Annotated in this window: 16 protein-coding genes; 5 read left to right on the top strand and 11 right to left on the bottom strand. The window is 67.3% G+C overall.

Annotation, left to right across the window (positions count from 1 at the left end; translation table 11 throughout):
- Positions 1 to 11: 11 nt before the first annotated feature.
- From IHE49_RS01165 to IHE49_RS01155, 3 genes are all read left to right on the top strand, one after another.
- The gene (locus IHE49_RS01165) at positions 12 to 641 is read left to right on the top strand and encodes a glutathione S-transferase family protein (protein ID WP_192154156.1); all 630 of its coding nucleotides are present in this window, start codon (positions 12 to 14) and stop codon (positions 639 to 641) included.
- 62 nt (positions 642 to 703) lie between these two features.
- A complete protein-coding gene (locus tag IHE49_RS01160; protein WP_192154154.1) occupies positions 704 to 904 on the top strand; it encodes a hypothetical protein in 201 nt (66 codons plus the stop codon).
- On the top strand, positions 901 to 2,031 hold the full coding sequence (locus IHE49_RS01155; RefSeq protein WP_343227518.1) for an SLC13 family permease: 1,131 nt from the start codon (positions 901 to 903) through the stop codon (positions 2,029 to 2,031). The genes IHE49_RS01160 and IHE49_RS01155 overlap by 4 nt, the downstream gene beginning before the upstream one ends.
- A 693-nt stretch (positions 2,032 to 2,724) precedes the next feature.
- Here IHE49_RS01155 and IHE49_RS01150 read toward each other — a convergent pair.
- The 7 genes from IHE49_RS01150 to IHE49_RS01120 form a co-directional block, all read right to left on the bottom strand.
- The gene (locus tag IHE49_RS01150) at positions 2,725 to 3,498 is read right to left on the bottom strand and encodes a DUF4097 family beta strand repeat-containing protein (protein ID WP_192154152.1); all 774 of its coding nucleotides are present in this window, start codon (positions 3,496 to 3,498) and stop codon (positions 2,725 to 2,727) included.
- Positions 3,499 to 3,659: 161 nt separating this feature from the next.
- Complete coding sequence (gene mazG, locus IHE49_RS01145; RefSeq protein WP_192154150.1) at positions 3,660 to 4,466, bottom strand: nucleoside triphosphate pyrophosphohydrolase; 807 nt, start codon at positions 4,464 to 4,466, stop codon at positions 3,660 to 3,662.
- Complete coding sequence (cysQ, locus tag IHE49_RS01140; RefSeq protein ID WP_192154148.1) at positions 4,463 to 5,284, bottom strand: 3'(2'),5'-bisphosphate nucleotidase CysQ; 822 nt, start codon at positions 5,282 to 5,284, stop codon at positions 4,463 to 4,465. Before cysQ ends, mazG begins: the two co-directional genes overlap by 4 nt.
- The gene (gene nudE / locus IHE49_RS01135; protein WP_192154146.1) at positions 5,281 to 5,838 is read right to left on the bottom strand and encodes an ADP compounds hydrolase NudE; all 558 of its coding nucleotides are present in this window, start codon (positions 5,836 to 5,838) and stop codon (positions 5,281 to 5,283) included. Before nudE ends, cysQ begins: the two co-directional genes overlap by 4 nt.
- A gap of 19 nt (positions 5,839 to 5,857) precedes the next feature.
- Complete coding sequence (locus IHE49_RS01130; RefSeq protein ID WP_192154144.1) at positions 5,858 to 6,214, bottom strand: hypothetical protein; 357 nt, start codon at positions 6,212 to 6,214, stop codon at positions 5,858 to 5,860.
- Positions 6,211 to 7,005, bottom strand: coding sequence for an inositol monophosphatase family protein (locus tag IHE49_RS01125; RefSeq protein WP_192154142.1), 795 nt, complete (start codon positions 7,003 to 7,005; stop codon positions 6,211 to 6,213). Before IHE49_RS01125 ends, IHE49_RS01130 begins: the two co-directional genes overlap by 4 nt.
- Positions 7,002 to 7,760: a type II secretion system protein N gene (locus tag IHE49_RS01120; protein ID WP_343227517.1), complete on the bottom strand. Its 759-nt coding sequence runs from the start codon at positions 7,758 to 7,760 to the stop codon at positions 7,002 to 7,004. Before IHE49_RS01120 ends, IHE49_RS01125 begins: the two co-directional genes overlap by 4 nt.
- Before the next feature lie 95 nt (positions 7,761 to 7,855).
- Here IHE49_RS01120 and IHE49_RS01115 point away from each other — a divergent pair, with 95 nt between their 5' ends.
- Positions 7,856 to 9,232, top strand: a complete 1,377-nt coding sequence (locus tag IHE49_RS01115) for an adenosylmethionine--8-amino-7-oxononanoate transaminase (protein WP_192154134.1) — start codon at positions 7,856 to 7,858, stop codon at positions 9,230 to 9,232.
- 155 nt (positions 9,233 to 9,387) lie between these two features.
- Positions 9,388 to 10,122: a 16S rRNA (uracil(1498)-N(3))-methyltransferase gene (locus tag IHE49_RS01110; RefSeq protein ID WP_192154132.1), complete on the top strand. Its 735-nt coding sequence runs from the start codon at positions 9,388 to 9,390 to the stop codon at positions 10,120 to 10,122.
- A gap of 15 nt (positions 10,123 to 10,137) precedes the next feature.
- Here the strand turns inward: IHE49_RS01110 and IHE49_RS01105 are convergent, their stop codons facing one another.
- From IHE49_RS01105 to IHE49_RS01090, 4 genes are read right to left on the bottom strand one after another with little or no spacing between them, the layout of a single operon-like run.
- Positions 10,138 to 10,302 (bottom strand): hypothetical protein, encoded by a 165-nt coding sequence (locus IHE49_RS01105; protein WP_192154130.1) that lies wholly within the window; start codon positions 10,300 to 10,302, stop codon positions 10,138 to 10,140.
- Positions 10,302 to 10,856: a chemotaxis protein CheW gene (locus IHE49_RS01100; RefSeq protein WP_192154128.1), complete on the bottom strand. Its 555-nt coding sequence runs from the start codon at positions 10,854 to 10,856 to the stop codon at positions 10,302 to 10,304. The genes IHE49_RS01105 and IHE49_RS01100 overlap by 1 nt, the downstream gene beginning before the upstream one ends.
- A complete protein-coding gene (locus IHE49_RS01095) occupies positions 10,853 to 12,616 on the bottom strand; it encodes a chemotaxis protein CheB (RefSeq protein ID WP_192154126.1) in 1,764 nt (587 codons plus the stop codon). The genes IHE49_RS01100 and IHE49_RS01095 overlap by 4 nt, the downstream gene beginning before the upstream one ends.
- A complete protein-coding gene (locus IHE49_RS01090) occupies positions 12,609 to 18,653 on the bottom strand; it encodes an Hpt domain-containing protein (protein ID WP_192154124.1) in 6,045 nt (2,014 codons plus the stop codon). The genes IHE49_RS01095 and IHE49_RS01090 overlap by 8 nt, the downstream gene beginning before the upstream one ends.
- Positions 18,654 to 18,716: the final 63 nt, after the last annotated feature.

The following is an 18,716-nucleotide window of genomic DNA, read 5'->3' as shown; positions in this document are numbered from 1 at the left end:
GCGGGGAACCCATGTATACGCTCTACTACTCACCCGGCACCGCCAGCATGGTGGTGCATCTGGCCTTGCTGGAAATCGACGCGCCCTACGAATTGCGGCTGGTCGATTTCGAGCGTGACGCGCAGCACAGCGACGAATACCTCAGGCTCAACCCGCGGGGCATCGTGCCCACGCTGGTGATCGATGGCCGGCCCCGCAACGAATCGGCGGCGCTGCTGACTATGCTGGCCGAGCGACACCCTGAAGCAAAGCTGATTCCGCCATCGGGCACGCCGGAGCGCGAGGCGTGGCTGCAGTGGGTGGTCTATCTCAGCAATACGCTGATGTCCGCCTACCGCTTCTGGTTCTACCCGGCCGACCTAGGCATGGCGGAGCACACCCCGGACGTTCGCGCTGCCCTGCAGAAGAAAATCGAGGCGGTGTGGCATCTGCTCGACGCGCAGCTCGCGAAGGACGGCCCCTACCTGCTCGGGGCAACGTTCTCCGGTGCCGACCTGCTGCTCACCATGCTGATGCGCTGGTCGCGCAACATGCCCCGCCCCGCCACCGAGTGGCCTGCACTGAAACAACTTGCCGACCTGGTGCGCGCAAGGCCCAGTTGGACGAAGCTGTACGAACTGGAGGGCTTGAGCGGGTGGTGATGCGCGCTTCCTTCACACCGTAACTGCGGAAGATCCACCCGCCCACTTCACGAGGACCCTCCATGGCTGACCACGATCCCTGCGGCAAACCCGATCCCGAACGCCAACGCAAGTTCCTTGCGGGCATCGCCATTGGCACTGCCATCGGCGGCGGCATCGGCGTGGCCATGCACAACCTGGCGCTGGGCATCGGCCTGGGCGTAGCCATCGGCGTCGCGATGGGTGCCGGCGGCCGCAAGAACGACAAGTCGGGTCGCGAGTGACGCTTGCCGATGCCATAGGCCGCTGGCGGGTCAAGCTGAAATCGGAATGGCTGTTGTTGCTGTTCGGCGCACTCGCACTCGTGCTGGCGCTGCTCGATCCGCATCCGTGGGCGAGCTATCGCCGCTGGCTGCAGGTTCCGACGCTGGGCGGCCTGCTGGGCCTGATGCTCGCGATCCAGGGCATACGTGACAGCGGTCTGGTGCAGCATGCCGCGGGCGCACTGGTGGCACGCGTACACAGCCTGCGTGCACTGGGCCTGCTGCTGGTGACGACCACCGCGCTGCTCGCCACGGTGCTGACCAACGACGTGAGCCTGTTCCTGATCGTGCCGCTGACCTTGACGATAGGCACCCTGTCCAACCTGCCGGTGGCGCGCATGGCGGTGCTGGAAGCGCTGGCGGTGAATGCGGGCAGCACCCTCAGCCCCATCGGCAACCCGCAGAATCTGCTGCTGTGGCAGCACTCGCAACTGCCGTTCCTGCATTTCGCGCTGGCGATGCTGCCCGTGGCAACCGTGCTGTTTGCGCTGGTGGCGGTGCTTGCTCTGGCATGGCTGCCCAAAGGCCGTATGACCTTGCAACCTGCGCTGGTGGATGGCCATCCCGTAGGCGCCAGACTGGCTACCGGCTCGCTGCTTGCCCTGGGGTTGATGGTGCTGGCGATGGAGAATGGCCTGGCTCTGACGGGCGCGGTGACGCTCGTTGCGGCCTACGCGCTGGTGGCGCGGCAAGTGCTTGGGCGCATCGACTGGCTGCTGCTGGCCACGTTCGCGGCGATTTTCCTGGGCCTCGGGCATTTCGCTGCCCTGCCACTGATACAGCACGGCCTTGACCGGCTTGCGCCCGATCGTCCGCTGACGCTTTTCATCAGCGGCATCGCCATTTCCCAGGTCATCAGCAACGTGCCGGCTACTGTGTTGTTGCTGGGCCACGCGCACGATGCCATCGCGCTGGCGGTGGCGGTGAACGTGGGCGGCGCCGGGCTGGCGATCGGATCGCTCGCCAACCTGATCGCCTTGCGGTTGGCGAAGCAGCCGCAAGGGCTACGGCTGTTTCATCGTGTGTCGGTGCCGTTTTTGGCGATGTCGGCGCCGCTGGCGTATGTGGTCTGGCGGTGGATGGGGTAATGGGCATCTTTCCCCAGCACCGTCCGGATCGCTTATCGCGAGCGACAAAGCGGTTTCGGTCGCCTGCCGGTGCCCTAGCTCCTTCTCTCTGCCGACCCAAGCTACCGCAGGAGCGGTGGCGAATGGCGAACTTACTCGATAGACAGCGCGGCAACATCGCACCGTATCTGGGTATTGAGGGGAGTATCTTGCAGCAGTCACCCTGCTTCTGGCTTGCCATCCCGGCGCAGGCCGGAGGAGCTTCATAACAGCGAAGCTGGTCATCCAGTGACCGTGATGCTCGAACAGGCGTGATCGCTCCCGGATTCCGGCCTGCGCCGGAATGACGGCTAGAGCCGTGGGGCGCCTCACTCTGCTTTTCTGGGCTCGGCTCTGGTTGTTGCTTCTGCGCACCAGGAGCGCCCTGCTTTTTCTGTGCCCTCATGCGGCGGTGAGGCATGGGCGATCAGGCCGTGCAGCGGGCGAGTCCATGAATGGACTCGCCTTTTCTACCTGGCACGATGCCCGGCGGAAGAACACGGCCACGCCTCACGCGCTTTCCGTCCAGGGGTGGATGGAGAGCGCTGCCGCAGGATGCCCTTATGGGCACGCAAAAGAGATGTGGCTCGGCAACCGCCAGCCGGCCGAAACCGCTCTGTCATTTGCCAGGCGCAAAGAATAAATCCCTTGCGAAAAAAGGAAGGCGCAGAGAGATCAATCGTCATCCTGCGGCACGTTGACCTTTCCCTTCACGCCGCTCTGGCTGACGTCGCCACTGCCCTTGGCGCCCAGGCTGAGATCGCCGCCCACGTCGTGCACCCCGAGGTCGCCCGAACCCAGCGTGTCGGCATGTACGCTGCCACCCACGTTGCGCAGGGTGACGTCGCCGGAACCGATGCTGCCGACCCTTGCGTCACCGCGGATGCCGCTGACCTTCAGGTCGCCCGAACCCACCGAACCCGCCTCCAGACTGCCGACGTCACTGGCGTCCACGTCGCCCGAGCCCACGCTGGTGTCGAACGCGCCGGAAATGCCGGACACGTGCAGGTCGCCCGAACCCACCGAACTGTGCAACTGCTGCACGCCGTTCACGCTGGCGTCGCCCGAGCCCACACGCACCGTCACCGGCAGGTCCGGCGGCAGTTGCACGTTGGCTTCGAGATTCGTGGAGTAATTGCCGAAGAGATGGAACGAGAAGGTGTTCTCCCCGCCCAGCTCGATGATGAGCTGGTCGCCTTCTCGGCGCTGGGTGATCTGCAGCTTGTCCAGCAACGACTGGTCGGAGGCGCAGGCGCGACCGTTCACCACCAGTTGCTTCGCACCCGGGGCGCCGTTCACGTGCAGGTCGTAGCTGTTGACGTCGATCTGCACGCCACGCACGCCGGCGAGGTCGACCTGCAGATTGCGCGGCGCCTGGTATTTGCAATCGTCGGCGGCGTAAACGGCGAGCGGAGCAAGCAGCAACAGGGCAAATGCGGTGCGACGCATGGCGGAACTCCTGGTTGGGTATCGCCTGATCTGATGCAGCCCGACGGCAAAAGGTTGCAAGCCGCTTTCAGCAGGAGCGCACCCTGTGCGCGATTGCCCCAGGGTTTCGATCAGGGCCAAGGGCGTTCGCGCACAGGGCGCGATCCTACGCGAGGCCGACGTCAACCTTCTTCGCGCTTGGCCCGCCGCCACAGCGCTTCCTGTGCGGCGAGGTCGTGCCCGGCCAGCGTGCCGCCAGCCGCGGCGGCCAGTTGTTCCATGCGGCGGAAACGGCGCTCGAACTTGGCGTTGGCATGGCGCAGCGCGCGCGAAAAATCCACGCCCGCATGGCGGGCGAGATTGGCCACCACGAACAGCACGTCGCCGATCTCGTCTTCCAGCCGCACCGGGTCGGCGCCCGCATCGAACTCGGCCCGCACTTCGTCGATTTCCTCGGCCAGCTTGTCCAGCACCGGGCGATGGTCGGGCCAGTCGAAGCCCACCGTGGCGGCGCGCTGCTGCAGCTTGGTCGCACGCTTCCATTCGGGCAGGCCATGCGAGACACCGGCCAGCGTGCTGGCGTCATGCACGTCACCCCTGGCGGCGCGTTCGGCGGCCTTGAGTTCTTCCCAGGCCTGCTTCTGCGCGGCGAGGTCCGCGTAGCGTGCTTCGCCGAATACATGCGGGTGGCGGCGGACCATCTTGGTGCTGATCGCCTGCGCTACGTCGTCGAAATCGAAATGCCCCTGCTCGGCCGCCATCTGTGCGTGAAACACGATCTGCAGCAGGAGGTCGCCCAGCTCTTCGCGCAGGTCGTCGAGGTCGCCACGGTCGATGGCGTCGGCCACCTCGTAGGCCTCTTCGATGGTGTAAGGCGCGATGCTGGCGAAGTCCTGCTGCACGTCCCACGGGCAGCCGCGTTCGGGGTCGCGCAGGCGCGCCATGATCGCCAGCAGCTCGTCGATGCCGCGCCGCGGGGTGTCGTTCATGGCAGGCCGGCGTCGCGCAGCTTGGCCGTCCAGTCAAGACCGGCGTCGCCCACCGCGATGAACTCGGGATTGAGCACCGATTCGCCGCGGTCGTAACGCAGCGGCCTGCCGTGCAGGTCGAGCACGGCACCACCGGCTTCTTCCAGCACGCATTGCGCGGCGGCGGTGTCCCATTCGCTGGTCGGTCCGCGACGCAGATAGACGTCCGCACCACCACGCGCGAGCAGGCAGAACTTCAGCGAGGAGCCCAGCGGCTGCAGCGTGTAATCCTCGCCGAGCAGGTGGCGCAGGGTGTCCTCCTGCGATCCGCCATGCGAGCGGCTGCCGGCAGCGATGGCTGGCTGCGCCAGCTCGCGTGTGCTGATGCGCTCCCAATCGCCGCCTGCCTCGGCCTGCCACCATGCGCCGACGCCACGCGCCGCGGCGTACAGATCACCCGTGACCGGTGCCAGCACCACGCCGAGCACGGGTTCGTGGCTGTCGATCAGGGCGATGTTGACGGTGAACTCGCCGTTGCGCTTCACGAATTCGCGCGTGCCGTCCAGCGGATCGACCAGCCAGTGCAACGTCCAGGTGCGGCGCTGCTCCCACGGAGCCTGGCTGGCTTCCTCGGAAACCAGCGGCAACGCGGGCTCGATACGGGCCAGTCCCTCGGCGATCACCTTCTGCGCGGCAAGATCGGCGGCGGTGAGCGGGGAGCGGTCGTCCTTCAGCTCGACGTCGAAGTCCTGCCGATAGATTTCGAGGATGGCTTCGCCAGCACGACGCGCCAGCGTGGCGATGTCGAGCAACAGGGGATGATCAAACGGCACGCTCACTTCAGCTGCATCCTTCCGGCAAGGTATTCGCGCGCCATGAACAGCGCGGCAATGGAACGGCCTTCGGTGACGTCGTCGCGCGCCACCAGGGTGTGCAGGTCGGCGAGCTTCCACGGCACCACTTCCAGGGGTTCCGGTTCGTCGCCTTCGAGGCGTTCGGGATAAAGATCCTGCGCCAGCACCGCGTGCGCCATGTGGGTCATGTAGGAAGGCGACAGCGAGAGTGCGTGCAGCGACGTCAGTCGGCGCGCACCGTAGCCCACCTCTTCCTTCAGTTCGCGGTTGGCGCCCTCTTCCACCGTTTCGCCTGGATCGAGCCGCCCCTTGGGCAGGCTCAGTTCGTAACGCTCGAGGCCAACACCGTACTCGCGCACCAGCAGTACGGTGTCCGCATCCAGCATCGGCACGATGATCACCGCGCCAAGGCCGCCCGGCTTCATGCGCTCAAAGGTGCGGCGCTCGCCGTTGGAAAACTCCAGATCGACCTGCTCGAGCCGCAGGAAACGGCTGTCGGTGACATCACGCGTGGCGTGGATGATGGGCGGTTTGGGCATCGGGCGATTGTAACGTGGCTCAAACCATGGGCGGCGGAATGCCCCGCACGCGCTGGGCGAACGCCGCCCATACCAGCAGCCCGATCACCACACCATGCAGAATGCTGCTGCACATCGCCCAGATGCCCATGAGTTGCGCGAAATGGACAATCGGCTCGCCTGCTGCCCTGGACGCAGGCAACCAGCAGCCCTGCAGCCAGGCACCGAACGACGTCACCGCAAATTGCAGGATGCAGGCGATCAGCACCAGCAGTGCCGGTCGCGGCGCACGCCGCCACAGCACCAGGGCCACCACGCCACCGACCAGTGTGGCGAACAGCACCGGGCTCGCACCCAGCAGGGCCATCAGGAAAACCATCGTGGATTCCACCGTCACGCGCCTCCGTTGCGATTGAGGGAGAGCCGCTGCAACGCCGTTGCGTGGATCGCCGGCGTGCCGGCCAGCACGCTGCGTGTTTCCAGTGTCGGTGCGTGGCCATCCAGATCGGTGAATACGCCGCCGGCCTCACGCACGATCACCGCCAGCGCGGCGATGTCGAGAATGTTCACATCCGATTCGACCACGAGATCCAGCGAGCCGCGTGCCAGCAGGTGGTAATGGCAGAAATCGCCGTAGCCCCGGATGCGGTTGCTGTCGCGGATCATCGCGCCCAGCGCGGCCCAGCGTGCGTCGCCGGTGAGCGTCTTCACGTTGCCGGTGGAGATCGATGCCTGCGAAAAATCCGCGGTGTCGGCCACATGCACGCGCTCGCCTTCGAACCATGTGCCGTTGCCCGCGCTGGCCCACATCGTCTCGCCATATACCGGCGCGCTGGATACGCCCAGCACCAGTTCGCCGCGATCCATCAGGGCGATCTGGGTGGAGAAGAACGGCGTACGGCGCACGAAGCTCTTGGTGCCGTCCAGCGGATCGACCAGCCAAAGCAGGCCGTCGCGCGTGCCGTCGAGGCCGAATTCCTCTCCATAGATCGCCGCTCCCGGCAACGCCGCGCGCAGTACCCTGCGAATCGCCTGCTCGGCCTCGCGGTCGGCCGCCGTCACCGGCGTGGCATCACCCTTGATCTCCACATCCACGCCGCGCTTCCAGTAATGCAGGATCACCTCGGCGGCGGCGGCGGCGGCTTCGCGGGCGGCGGCGAGGGCCTGCGCGGCGGTTTCGGAGTTCATGGTGCGGTTTTTCCCGTGATGGCGGCGGCCATGCCGCCACTGCGTGCTATGTGGATGGTGCCGTCGGCATCAGGCCTGCCCAACGCGGCGAGCCAGCGTTGCAGCGCCGGGTCGGGCCGCCGTGCTTGCAACGCGGCTTCGAGACGCCAGCCCAGCAGGCTCAATTCGAAACGACCGGCAGTGCGCAGCGGCCCCTGGCCGTCGTCCTGCCATTGTGCATGGATGACACCGCCCTGCGCGGTGAGCGTGCCATGCAAATTGCCCAGCGGGGCATCGCCGTTTTTCATATGCATCGCGGCTTGCCGCCACTGCCAGTCGGCCTGCAGTTCCAGCGGCCAGCCGCCCTGCAGCACGGCGCGTTGCACGCCCAACACCAGTTCGCCACGCGGTTCGCCCAGGGGCAGACGAAGGCGCGGATCGGCCAATGCCGCCAGATCCGCATGCGCTTGCAGGTCGCTCCATTCCACCTGATCCGCCGACAGCTTCCGCATATGCCCACGCAAGCCGAACCGCGACCCCGTGAAATCGAGCTGCAACTCGGTCTGTCCGAGCAGTACGCGGCGCGACAACTGCCATTGCACGTGCCCTAGTTCGCTGCCGTCCGACGACTGCACGCGATCCGCATGGCCGTCCCACACGGTGCCGCCCACCTGTTGCAAGAGCAGGCCGTGCAGCGACGGCTGCAGTAGCGGCATCGCCCAGCGCGCAGGCAGCCACCACAGCAGCGCCGCGACGGCCAGTAGCAGGACGGCCACGACCGCAAGGATTTTCCTGAGGAGTTTCAAGCAGGCTTTCCGCAATTTTCATGCGCACACTTGAGCGCGCAGCTATGGACGCCGATCATAACGCGATGACGAATCCAGCCGACCGCAACACCGCGCTCGCCGCGCGCGACCTGAAACACATCTGGCATCCGTGCACCCAGATGCATGACCACGCCATGACCAGCAAGGGCGGCGTCCCCATGCTGCCCATCGTGCGCGGCGAGGGTGCGTGGCTGATCGATGCCGAGGGGCGGCGCTACCTCGACGGCATCAGTTCGTGGTGGACCAATCTGTTCGGCCACGCCAACCCGCGCATCGCCGCCGCACTGGCGGAACAGGCGCGTACGCTGGAACACGTGATCTTCGCCGGCTTCACCCATCCGCCCGCGATCGAACTGGCCGAAGAACTGGTGCGCATCACGCCACCCGGGCTGGACAAGGTGTTCTTCGCCGACAACGGCTCGGCGGCCATCGAGGTGGCGCTGAAGATGAGCTTCCACTATTGGCTCAACCAGGGCCATGGCGAGAAGACCCGCTTCATCGCGCTCACCGGCAGCTACCACGGCGAGACGCTGGGCGCGTTGTCGGTGAGCGACGTGGCGCTGTACCGGAAGACCTATGCGCCGCTGCTGCTCACGCCCATTCTCGCCCCCTCGCCGGATGCCTACGAAGGCAAGCCCGGCGAGCCGCCGGCACAGGTCGCCGCGCGCCGCGTGGCCGAGCTGCGTGCATTGCTGGAATGCCATGCGCACGAAACCTGCGCGGTGATCGTGGAACCGCTGGTGCAGTGCGCAGGCGGCATGCGCATGTATCACCCGGACTACCTTGCGGGCCTGCGCAAGCTCTGCGATGAGTTCGCGGTGCACTTCATCGCCGACGAGATCGCCGTGGGCTTCGGCCGCACCGGCACGATGTTCGCCTGCGAGCAGGCCAGGGTCTCGCCCGATTTCATGTGCCTGTCCAAGGGCCTCACCGGGGGTACGCTGCCGCTGTCTGCCGTGCTCACCACGCAGCACGTGTACGAGGCGTTCTACGCCGAATACAGCGCCGGCAAGGCCTTCCTGCATTCGCACAGCTATACCGGCAACCCGCTGGCCTGCAGCGCGGCGCTGGCCACGCTGGCGATCTTCCGCGACGAACCGGTGCTGGAACGCAATCGCGCGCTGGCTGCCCATCTCAGCCGCCGCCTGGAACCGTTGCGCGATCACCCGCACGTGGCCGAGGTGCGCCAGACCGGCATGATCGCCGCGGTGGAACTGGTGGCCGACAAGGCGACGCGCTGCCCCTTCCCCGCCGAAGACCGCCGCGGTCTGCGCGTCTACCTGCATGGCCTGCGGCACGAAGCCCTGCTGCGTCCGCTGGGCAACGTGATCTACTTCATGCCGCCCTATGTGGTGAACGAGGCGGAAATCGACCATCTGGTTGCGGCGGCCACGTCCGGCATCGAACAGGCCGTGGTGTAGCGGGAGCCTGCCGATGATCTCCCAGCATCCCGCAAGGCCGGAGCCATTCGCCCACCTTCCAGCGCCGTCACCCAGTCGCGGACTGAGGCCCGCTCCTTCGTTCTTCCGTTGCCTGCGCGCGAACAGCTTCCTGAAAACCGTGGGTGGCCTCTGACATGCGCACCATCCGTATCCATGTCGACCTGCCGCTGACCGTCGGCACCGAAATCGCGTTGCCGGCGCAGGCGGGCGAGCATGTGGCGCGCGTGCTGCGCCTCGTGGCAGGCGATCCATTGACGCTGTTCAACGGCGACGGTACGGACTATGCCGCCGCGATACGCAGCGTCGGCAAGCGCGAAGTGCTGGTCGAAGTGCTGGATCGGCAGATCGTGGAGCGCGAGTCGCCGCTGCCGCTTACGCTGGCGCAAGGCGTGGCACGTGGCGAGAAGATGGACCTGATCGTGCAGAAGGCCACCGAGCTGGGTGTGGTGCGCATCGTGCCGCTGCTCACCGAACGCTCCGAGGTAAAGCTGGATGCCGCCCGCGCGGAGAAGCGGCTGGCGCACTGGCAGGCAGTGGCTGCCAGTGCCTGCGAACAATGCGGCCGTGCGCATCTGCCGGAAATCCTTCCTACGCAAACCCTGCCTGCGTGGCTGGCGTCGTTGGATGGCGATGCGGCCCTGCGCCTGGCGCTGCTGCCGGAAGCCACCGCTTCCGCGCGCGAGCTGCGCCCTGGCAGCAATGGCGCCCTGCTGGTGGTGGGCCCGGAAGGCGGCTTGGGCGAACGCGACACCGCGTTGCTGAGGGATGCCGGCTTTGCCGGCCTGCGCCTGGGGCCACGCATCCTGCGCACCGAAACGGCCGGCCTCGCGGCATTGGCTGCGTTGCAGGCCTTGCACGGGGATTTCTGACAGCCGGAAGCGCGGCTATTTTTTCTTGCGCGCCTGCGACAGGAATATCACCGCGACGCCAATAAAAGCTGCTCCAACACCGTAGAAAGCCGGTCGTTTGCCTATCGCCGCAGCGGCGAACTCCATCACTGCCGCTACCGCGAACAGCACGCTCGGCAACCAGGCGCGACGACGCCCCATCAAGCCGCGCCGTCCAGCTCTTCCGGTTCGTCATCCCCGCGAGACAGGTCGTGCACTTCCTGATCTTCCGGTTTGTCCTCCGGCTGGTCCTGCGCCAACAGGCGCACCAACTCCGCCTCGATGCCTTCGAGGTCGGGGATTACCGCCACGTCGTCGCGCACCAGTACCTGCGCGCGCACGCCCGGCGGCAATTCGTTGCCGTCGTGGGTGGGAATGATGAGCTCGGAGTTGAGCGTGGTCAGGCGCGGAAAGCCCTGCGTGAGCACGGCAATGAAGGGCATCTTGGGATCGCCGCCCAGCGCCTTCAGCACCGCCACGCGCACGGTGAGCTCGGCGTCGCCCTCGTCCGCGCCGGCGAGGCGCGAGAAGGACACCAACGGCACGCGCCAGCCGCGCCAGGCGAAGCGACCGACCAGCCACTCGGGCGCGCCGGCCACCGCCTCGTGGACAGGGCGGGTAATGACTTCGGCCACGGTGGCGTTGGGCAACAGCAGGCGAAGGCTGCCGGCCGGCACCAGCACGCAACGGATTTCGCGGGGCAACTCGACGCTCATGGATAGACCTCGATCAGATGCGCCGCCAGTTCGTGCAGCGTTCCGGAATAGCTCACCAGCCGCTCGGCGAAGATGGCGCCGACCATGTCGGCGGAATACCCGCCATCGGCGGACTCCACCCATACCTGGCCGTTGCGGTCGTGGATCGCCTGCGCGCCGGCCACCGCATCGGTGGAACGGCCAGCGAATACGATACCCAGCGCATCGCGCCCGAAGGCACTCGCCGCCATGGTGAAGCTGGCGTCGATCGAGGGCTCCGGTGCATCGTCGCGGGTGCGCAACTCGATACTGCCGTCGCGGCGCAATTGCACCTGGGCCGCGGCCGGCACCAGCAATACTTCGCCGGCGCGTGCGCGGCCACCGTGTCTGGCGAGCCGTACCGGCAGGCTGGAGCGCTCCAGCAAGCGCTGCAAAACGGTATCGACCGGCTGCGCGCCGAAATGCTGGGTAAGCAGGATGGCATGGCGCGCGCCGGCAGGCAGACTGGCCAGGAATTCGCAGACCGAATCCAGGCCGTCGGCCGAGGCACCCAGCAGCACCACGCGGCTGAGCGCACCGCCGAGGTCGTCCAGCAGCATCTCGGTCGGCTCCCATTCGGTGGGGGCCACAGCCTCTTCCAGCGATACCAGTTCCAGCGTCAGCGTCGGCTTGAAATCCTCCGTCGCCGGCTCGACGTCCGGTGCGAGGTAATCGGCGGCGCTCACCTTCTGGATGCCAAAATCGTCGACTTTCGCAGGGGGTGCCGGGGCCGCGGCAACGTCATCGTGATCCACCAGCGCCCAGTTGTCGGGGGCTGCAGGGGCGCTTGCCGTCACATCCGACGCGGCGGCCGATGCGGGCGACACCTCATCGACCTGCGGGAAGGGGGCGGATTGCTCCTCGGGTAGCGGCAATGACTGGTGCGGTGCATCGTCCTGCTGCGCGACGCCGAAACTGCCGTCATGCAGCGGCAGTTCATGGCGCGGCACGGCGGGTGCGAAGTCTTCGTGGGGCAACTCGATCTCGCCAGCAAGCAGCGCGGCCAGCTCCGCTTCCAGATCGTCCGTCGCGGCAAGCCCGTGTTCCGCATGCTCGTCGGCTTCGCCATGAAATGCGACCTGCTCGGCAGCGGCATGCACATCCGCTTCGGGCAACGCAGGCGGCGCATCGGCCAACGGTTCGGATGGCAACGCCGGCTCAGGTGCGGCCAGCAGTGCTGCCAGTTCCGCTTCCAGGTCGTCCGAGGCAGCACGATCATCTGCTTCGTGCCCGGCGGCATCGCCGTACTGTTCGGCCGACTCCGACGCATGCATCGTTTCCGGTTCCGCCGAGGCCTGCTCGGCCTCCGTCGGCTCGAACGCTAGCGCTTCGGTCGCTTCGGCAGCCGGTGCAATCGCCGGCAACGTTTCCACAGTCTGTGCGTCGGCCGGGCGCGGTGGGTCCACGTCGCCGCTGGCCAGCACCTTCATCGCAAGGTGGCGCGCCCAGCGCGCGCGATCCCAGCCGTCCAGCGCGCGACTGGCACGGGCATCGTTGAGCACCAGGCGCGGGTGGTCGCCCTCGACCATGCCGAACAGTCGGTCGAAAGCCTCGTCGTCCTCTTCGTCCAGGTTCACCACCAGCACGTCGGGATCGAGCTGACGCAGCAGTCCGGCATCGAACCCCGCGACGGCACCTTCGTGCACGATGCGCGCGCCGCGCTCCTGCAACGTCTGGCGCAGGTGCCCCCCCAGCTCGGCGTCGTCGAACAGCAATGCCACCGAAGGCAGTGCTTCAACCATGGTGCGGCTCCTGCGAAAGCTGTTCGACGGCGCGCCGCTCCAACATCTCGGCGCGCTGATCCAGCACTTCGGTGATCTGCGACAGCAGTTCGGCTTCCTGGTAGGGCTTGCCGAGGTAACGATCCACGCCGATGTCGAACGCACGCTGGCGATGCTTGTCGCCGGTACGGGAGGTGATCATGATGATTGGCACGTCGCGCAGGCGCGGATCCGCCTTCATATGGGTGGCCAGCTCGTAGCCGTCCATGCGCGGCATCTCGATGTCCAGCAGCATCAGGTCGGGCACGCGCTCGTGCAGCTTCTCCAGCGCGTCCACACCGTCCTTCGCGGTGCCCACTTCGTATTCGTGGCGCTCCAGCACTCGACCGGTGACCTTGCGCATGGTGATCGAATCGTCCACCACCATGACCAGCGGGCGGGTGCGCTGCTCCTCGATCTTCGGCAACTCGACCGCGGTGAGGCCCTCGGACAGGCGCTGTTCGCGGCGCACCACGCCATGGCGCACCAGCGGCGCCAGGTCGAGAATCACCAGCACCGAACCGTCGCCCATGATGGTGGCGCCAAGCACGCCCGGCACCGAGCTCACCTGCGGGCCGACCGACTTCACCACGATTTCGCGCGAACCCAGCACCGCGTCGACGCGGATCGCCGCACGCAGGTCGCCGGTGCGGGCAAGCAGCAACGGCGGTTGCTCGCCTTCCGGCATCACGCCAGGCGGCAGACCGAGCAATTCGGCCAGGTCGTGGATGCCGAACTGCTCGTCGCCGTGTGCGAACACGGGCTCGTGTTCGGCCATGCGCGAGGTCAGCTCGTCGACGTCGACGCGCGCGACGCCCTGCACCGAGGTCATCGGGATCGCGAAGGTGCTTTCGCCGATGCGCACCAGGATGGCCTGGGTCACGGCAAGGGTGAATGGCAGGCGCAATACGAAGGTGGTGCCCTGGCCCTGTTGCGACTCGATCGCCAGCGAACCGCCCAGCTGCTTGATCTCGTTCGCTACCACGTCCATGCCCACGCCGCGGCCGGCCAACTGGGTGACCGTGCTGGCGGTGGAGAATCCGGGCTGGGTGATGAGGGCGAGCACCTGGTCGTCGCTCAGGCGGGCATCAGCGCCGATGAGGCCGCGTTCCACGCCGCGCTTGCGAATGGCCTCGCGGTCGAGGCCGCGGCCGTCGTCGCTGACGCGCACCACCACCTCGGTGGCTTCGCGCGTCACGCGGATGCGTACCGCACCCTCTGCCGGCTTGCCTGCCTTGCGGCGATCTTCCGGCGATTCGAAGCCATGCGCCACGGCGTTGCGCAGCATGTGCTCGAACGGCGCCTTGATGCGATCAAGCAGGTTGCGATCCATTTCGCCGTGTGCGCCGTCCACATAGAGCTGCGCGCTCTTGCCTTCCTCCTGCGCAGCCTGGCGCAGGGTGCGACGCAGATTCGGCACCATGGTGTCGAACGGCAGCATGCGCGTGCGCAGCAAGCCCTCCTGCAACTCGGTGCTGACGCGGGACTGCTGCACCAGCAGGTTTTCGGCCTGGCGGGTCAATTCGTCCAGCACGCCCTGGATGGACACCAAGTCGGACACCGACTCGGCCAGCGAGCGCGAGTACTGCTGCAATTGCGAGAAACGGTCGAGCTCGAGCGGATCGAAGGCGGTGGCGCTGCCGGCCTCGCGGTGCTCGCGCTGGAAACGCGCGATGATCTGCGCCTCGGTTTCGATTTCCAGCATGCGCAACTGGCCGCGCAAGCGTTGCACGGTCTGATCCAGTTCGACCAGGTTGAAGCGGTAGCCGGACACCTGCTGTTCCAGGCGCGAACGGTAGATCGCCACCTCGCCGGCATGGTTCACCAGATTGTCGAGCAGTTCGGCGCGGACTCGGATCTGTTCCTGCGACGAAGCCGCATCGGCACCCTGCTCCGTTGGCAGCAGCTCGGGCAACGGCTCGGCAGCGGCTGCCGCATGTGCCACCTCGGCAGGCTGCGCCTCCGCAGGCGCCATCCGGGCAGCCAATGCCGCTTCGTCGGCGAACTCCTGCTCGCCAGACAACGCCAGCAGGTGCTCGATCGCGGCCTGCGGATGAGCCGGCACCAGCCCCTGCCCCACCTGTTGCACCATGGTGTGCAATTGGTCGAAGCTGGCCTCCAACACGGCGATCAGCGGCATCACCTGCGCCACGCCCGCCACTGGCTTTTCCAGCAGCGTTTCGATGGCATGGGCCAGGTCGCCCACCGACATCATGCCGGCGATGCGCGCGCCGCCCTTGAGCGTGTGCAGGTCGCGCTGCAGTTCGCCCAGATGACCGGCTGCCGTCGGCTCGGCATGCCACTGCGCCAGTACGCCATCGGCGTGGTCGAGTATCTCTCGCGCTTCTTCGACGAAGACCTCGAGCAGATCGGCGTCAATCGGCATGCCAGCGTTCGTGGCCGACGCATCGACCGCCGGCGCGGCGCGCACGGCTTCGTTGGCAGCGCGACGAGCGGCCTCGGCCGCGCGTTCCGCTTCCTGCCGAGCCTGTTCCGCCGCTGCGGCTTCCGCGGCGCGCTGCTCGGCCGCCGCTTTCTCGGCCGCCGCGCGCATCTGCGCTTCGGCGGCCTCGCGTGCGGCGCGCTCCTGCGCCAACCGGGCCTGCTCGGCGCGTTCTTCCTGCTCGATGCGCTCCTGCTCGATGCGTTCTTGTTCCAGACGCTCCTGCTCGACGCGCTCCTGTTCGAGGCGTTGTTGCTCCTGCTCAGCCTGCTCCTGCTCAGCCTTCGCCTGTGCCTCCCGCTCTTCGGCTGCGGCGTGCTCGGCCGCTTCCTGTTCCGCAATTTCGCGAGCGTGCTGCTCGTCGTCGACCGGTTCGGCCTCAGTCGGCGCATTCGGCTCGAAGGCGCCCAAGGCAGCCATCAGTTCGCTGGCATAGTGGTCGTGCGAGCCGTCGTCCAGCAACGGCGATGCATGCTCCTCGGCTGCAACCACTTCGTGGTCGTCCTCGGCGGCCTCTTCCGCAACCTCGTCGACGGCGGGTTCCACCGGCGGCTGTGCGGCTTCCACCGGATGCTCGGCGATGATGTGCGCCCCCTGCACTTCCGGATAGCGGTCACGCAGCTCGATCAGTTGGAGCGTCAGCTGGTCGACATTGGGCAATTGCGGCAGAGCCACGTCGAACTGCGCCATGGTCTGGTCGACCACATCGGCGGTACGGTCGAGCAGGCGCACGCCCTCCACCGGCAACGACTGCGCGGTGTGCCGCAAACGCTTGAGCAAGGTTTCGAGCGGCGACAGCAGCTGGATGAGCAACGGGATGTCGACCATCGCGATGGCGCCATGCAACGTGTGCACGGCGCGCAGCAGGTCTTCGCCCACTGGCAGTTCGCCGCCGCTGCGGTGGATCGCGGTGCGAATGGCCTGCAGGTACTGCGCGACCTCGCTGCGCAGGATTTCCAGCAAGACCGGGTCGACCGAGGGCAACGGCGAGATGGCGAACGTCGCCATTGCCGGCGGCTCGACCGGTTCCGGGGTGGCGATGCTGCCGGCATCGGTGATGCCGGCAGCGGGAATCCCTGCGGCAGCGGCGTCGAACCGCGGCACGCGACGGCGCACGATGCGACGCACGGTTTCCATCGCGACCGGCGCGTGATCCTCTATGCGGGCGGTAGCGTCACCGGCAGCGAGCTTGCCGGCGGTCTGCATGATCGCCTCGACCGGCGCATGCGGCACGCCTTCGCCCTTCAGCGAGGCCAGCAGTTGCGGCAGCGCGGCGATGGCATGGTGCACCACGGCCCGCACACCCTCGTGCGGCTCGATGGTGTGGTCGAGCACGCGGTTGAGCATGTCCTCCACCTTCCACGCAAACTCGCCCAGCGCGGGAACGCCGACCAGCCGGCCGGAACCCTTGAGCGTGTGGAAGGAACGGCGGATCGGCGTGAGCGCGGCGAGCTGCGCGGGATCGGTCAGCCACGCGCTCTCGGCGCTGCGCAGGTTGTCGATCTCTTCCTGCATTTCCTCGAGGAAGATGTCGCGGATGTCGTCGTCGATGCTTTCGGCCTGCTGGTCGAAGCGGAAGCCTTCGGCCAGAGCACCGTCCACCGGCACCTGTTCCTCGATTTCCTCCTCGACTTCGATCCACTCGTCGCCAGCGGCAGCGGCCGGTGCGGGCGGCGCGGTGGGCTCGGTCTGCGCGAAGCGCAGGCCATCGATGTCGTGGGTATGCACCGGCTGTGGCGCTTCCGGCGCAACGAACAGGTGGCTGGCATCGCTGCCCGGATAGATGCTCACCGGCTCGGACAGGGCTTCGTGAGCATGCCCCTCCGGCATCGCCGACGCATCGGCGCCCGGCAGCGGGCGCTCGGCCGGCAGCGGCCAGTAGCCGAGCTGGCCGAGGCTGTGTTCGGCGACGTCGATGATGTGCGCCAGGCCGCCACGGTGCTCGCGCGCGGCTTCCAGGTAGTACTCCAGCGCGGCCAGCGCATCGGCCAGATGATCCATCTGCACGCTGCTGGGTACGCGCCGGTCGACCAGCAATTCGTTGTGGATGAAGCGGCCGATGCCTTCGGCCAGCTCGGCCGTGCGATCGGCGGACAGCATGCGCGCGGCACCGGCCACCTCGGCCATCTGCGCCGGCGCTTCGGCCAGCCCGGCGTGATCCCAGCCGGACTCGACGAAGGCGACGATGGCTTCCTTCACCTTTCCGGTGTTGCGGATCGCTTCCTGCATCACCGTGCTGAGGATGCCCTGCACTTCGCTGCGCGGCAGGCTCGACGCGTCGGCCTCGCCGTCCTTCGATTCTTCGATTGCGCCGAGGCTCTCGATGTGATCGTCCAGCGATGCTTCCACGTACAGCAGCGCACCGGCCACGTCGAGCAGGGTTTCCTCGTCGACGGCGCGCAGCTTGTTGGTGACTTCCTCGAGCACGCGACGCTGCTCGTCCACCACCCGGCGCGGCACGGCAAGGGCCAGCATGCCGAGGGTATCGGCGACACGGCCCAGCAATTCGCATTGCGGCTCCAGCGAGGCCGGATCGGCGTTCGGCTGGCGCTGGAACAGGTCGAGCGCTTCCTTGACGCGCAGCAGGTCCTCCTTGAGCGCCTTGGCCACCGAGTCGAGCAAGGCCCGGTTGTGCCCGGCCATGGAACCGCGGGCGTGCTCCAGTTCCTCGGCGCCGGGCAGCAGGCTGTCCAGCGAATAGGTGCGGCGCAGCAGCTCCATGCTCGGGCTGTGCTGGCGCGACTGCGCCACGATGTAGAGCAGCCGGTTGCACAGGTCGTCGGCGTCGCCGCCGCGCAGGCTGTCCTCGCCCTGTTCGATCAACTGCCGTATATGGCGATCGGCCTTGCCGATCAGCTGGCGCAACTCGGTGGAATAGGCGCCGAGCATGCCGTGCTCCAGCCCCTCCACCACACCGGCGGCGATCCACCACAGGCGTCGCCCATGCACGTGGTAGCAGCGCGCGGCGATCGCCAGCAAAGTCTTGCGCATGCCGGCCAGCGGCTGCGCCTGCGACTGGCCGCGGAACCACGCGAGCATGTGCTGCTGGAACTGCAGGCGCAGTGCCACCAGCTCGCCGCGACGCTCCCGCGCCTGCGCCTCGCTCATCGCGGCGGGCGCCTGGGTAGGCAGGAAGGCGTCGAGGTTCGGGCGGAACAGCGCCGCCTCCGACAGCTCCTCCTCGCCACGGCTGGCCCGCAGGTCGTTCAGCAGCGGCAACAGCACCACCGGCACGTCGCGATGGCCGCTGGCGACGCGTTCAAGGTAGTCGGGCAACTGCATCAGGCCGCGCATCATCGCGGCGTAGGCGTCCTCGCGTTGCGCGACCTTGTCCTGCAGCAGCGCGATGGCAAGCTCTTCCATCTCCGTCGCCACCATGGCGGGGCCAGGCAGCTCGACCATCCGCAGCGTGCCTTGCACCTGATGCAGGCTGTCGGCGCAGGATCGCATGGCGTCGCCGCGGGCCGGATTGGCCACGTAGGACTCCAGCGACTCGCGGGCGCTGGCCAGTGTCTGCTCCAGCTCGGGGCGAACCCACTGCAGGGTGGTGAAATCGATATTGTCTTGAAGTCTCATGCACTTCCCTCAGCGGTTGCGCGGCGAGTCGCCACGCCACCATCGAGACTGCCCCAGTCAGTA

The organism is Rhodanobacter sp. 7MK24, from assembly GCF_014842995.1.
Classification (GTDB): Bacteria; Pseudomonadota; Gammaproteobacteria; order Xanthomonadales; family Rhodanobacteraceae; genus Rhodanobacter_A.
This window is presented reverse-complemented; position numbering and strand designations above follow the sequence as displayed.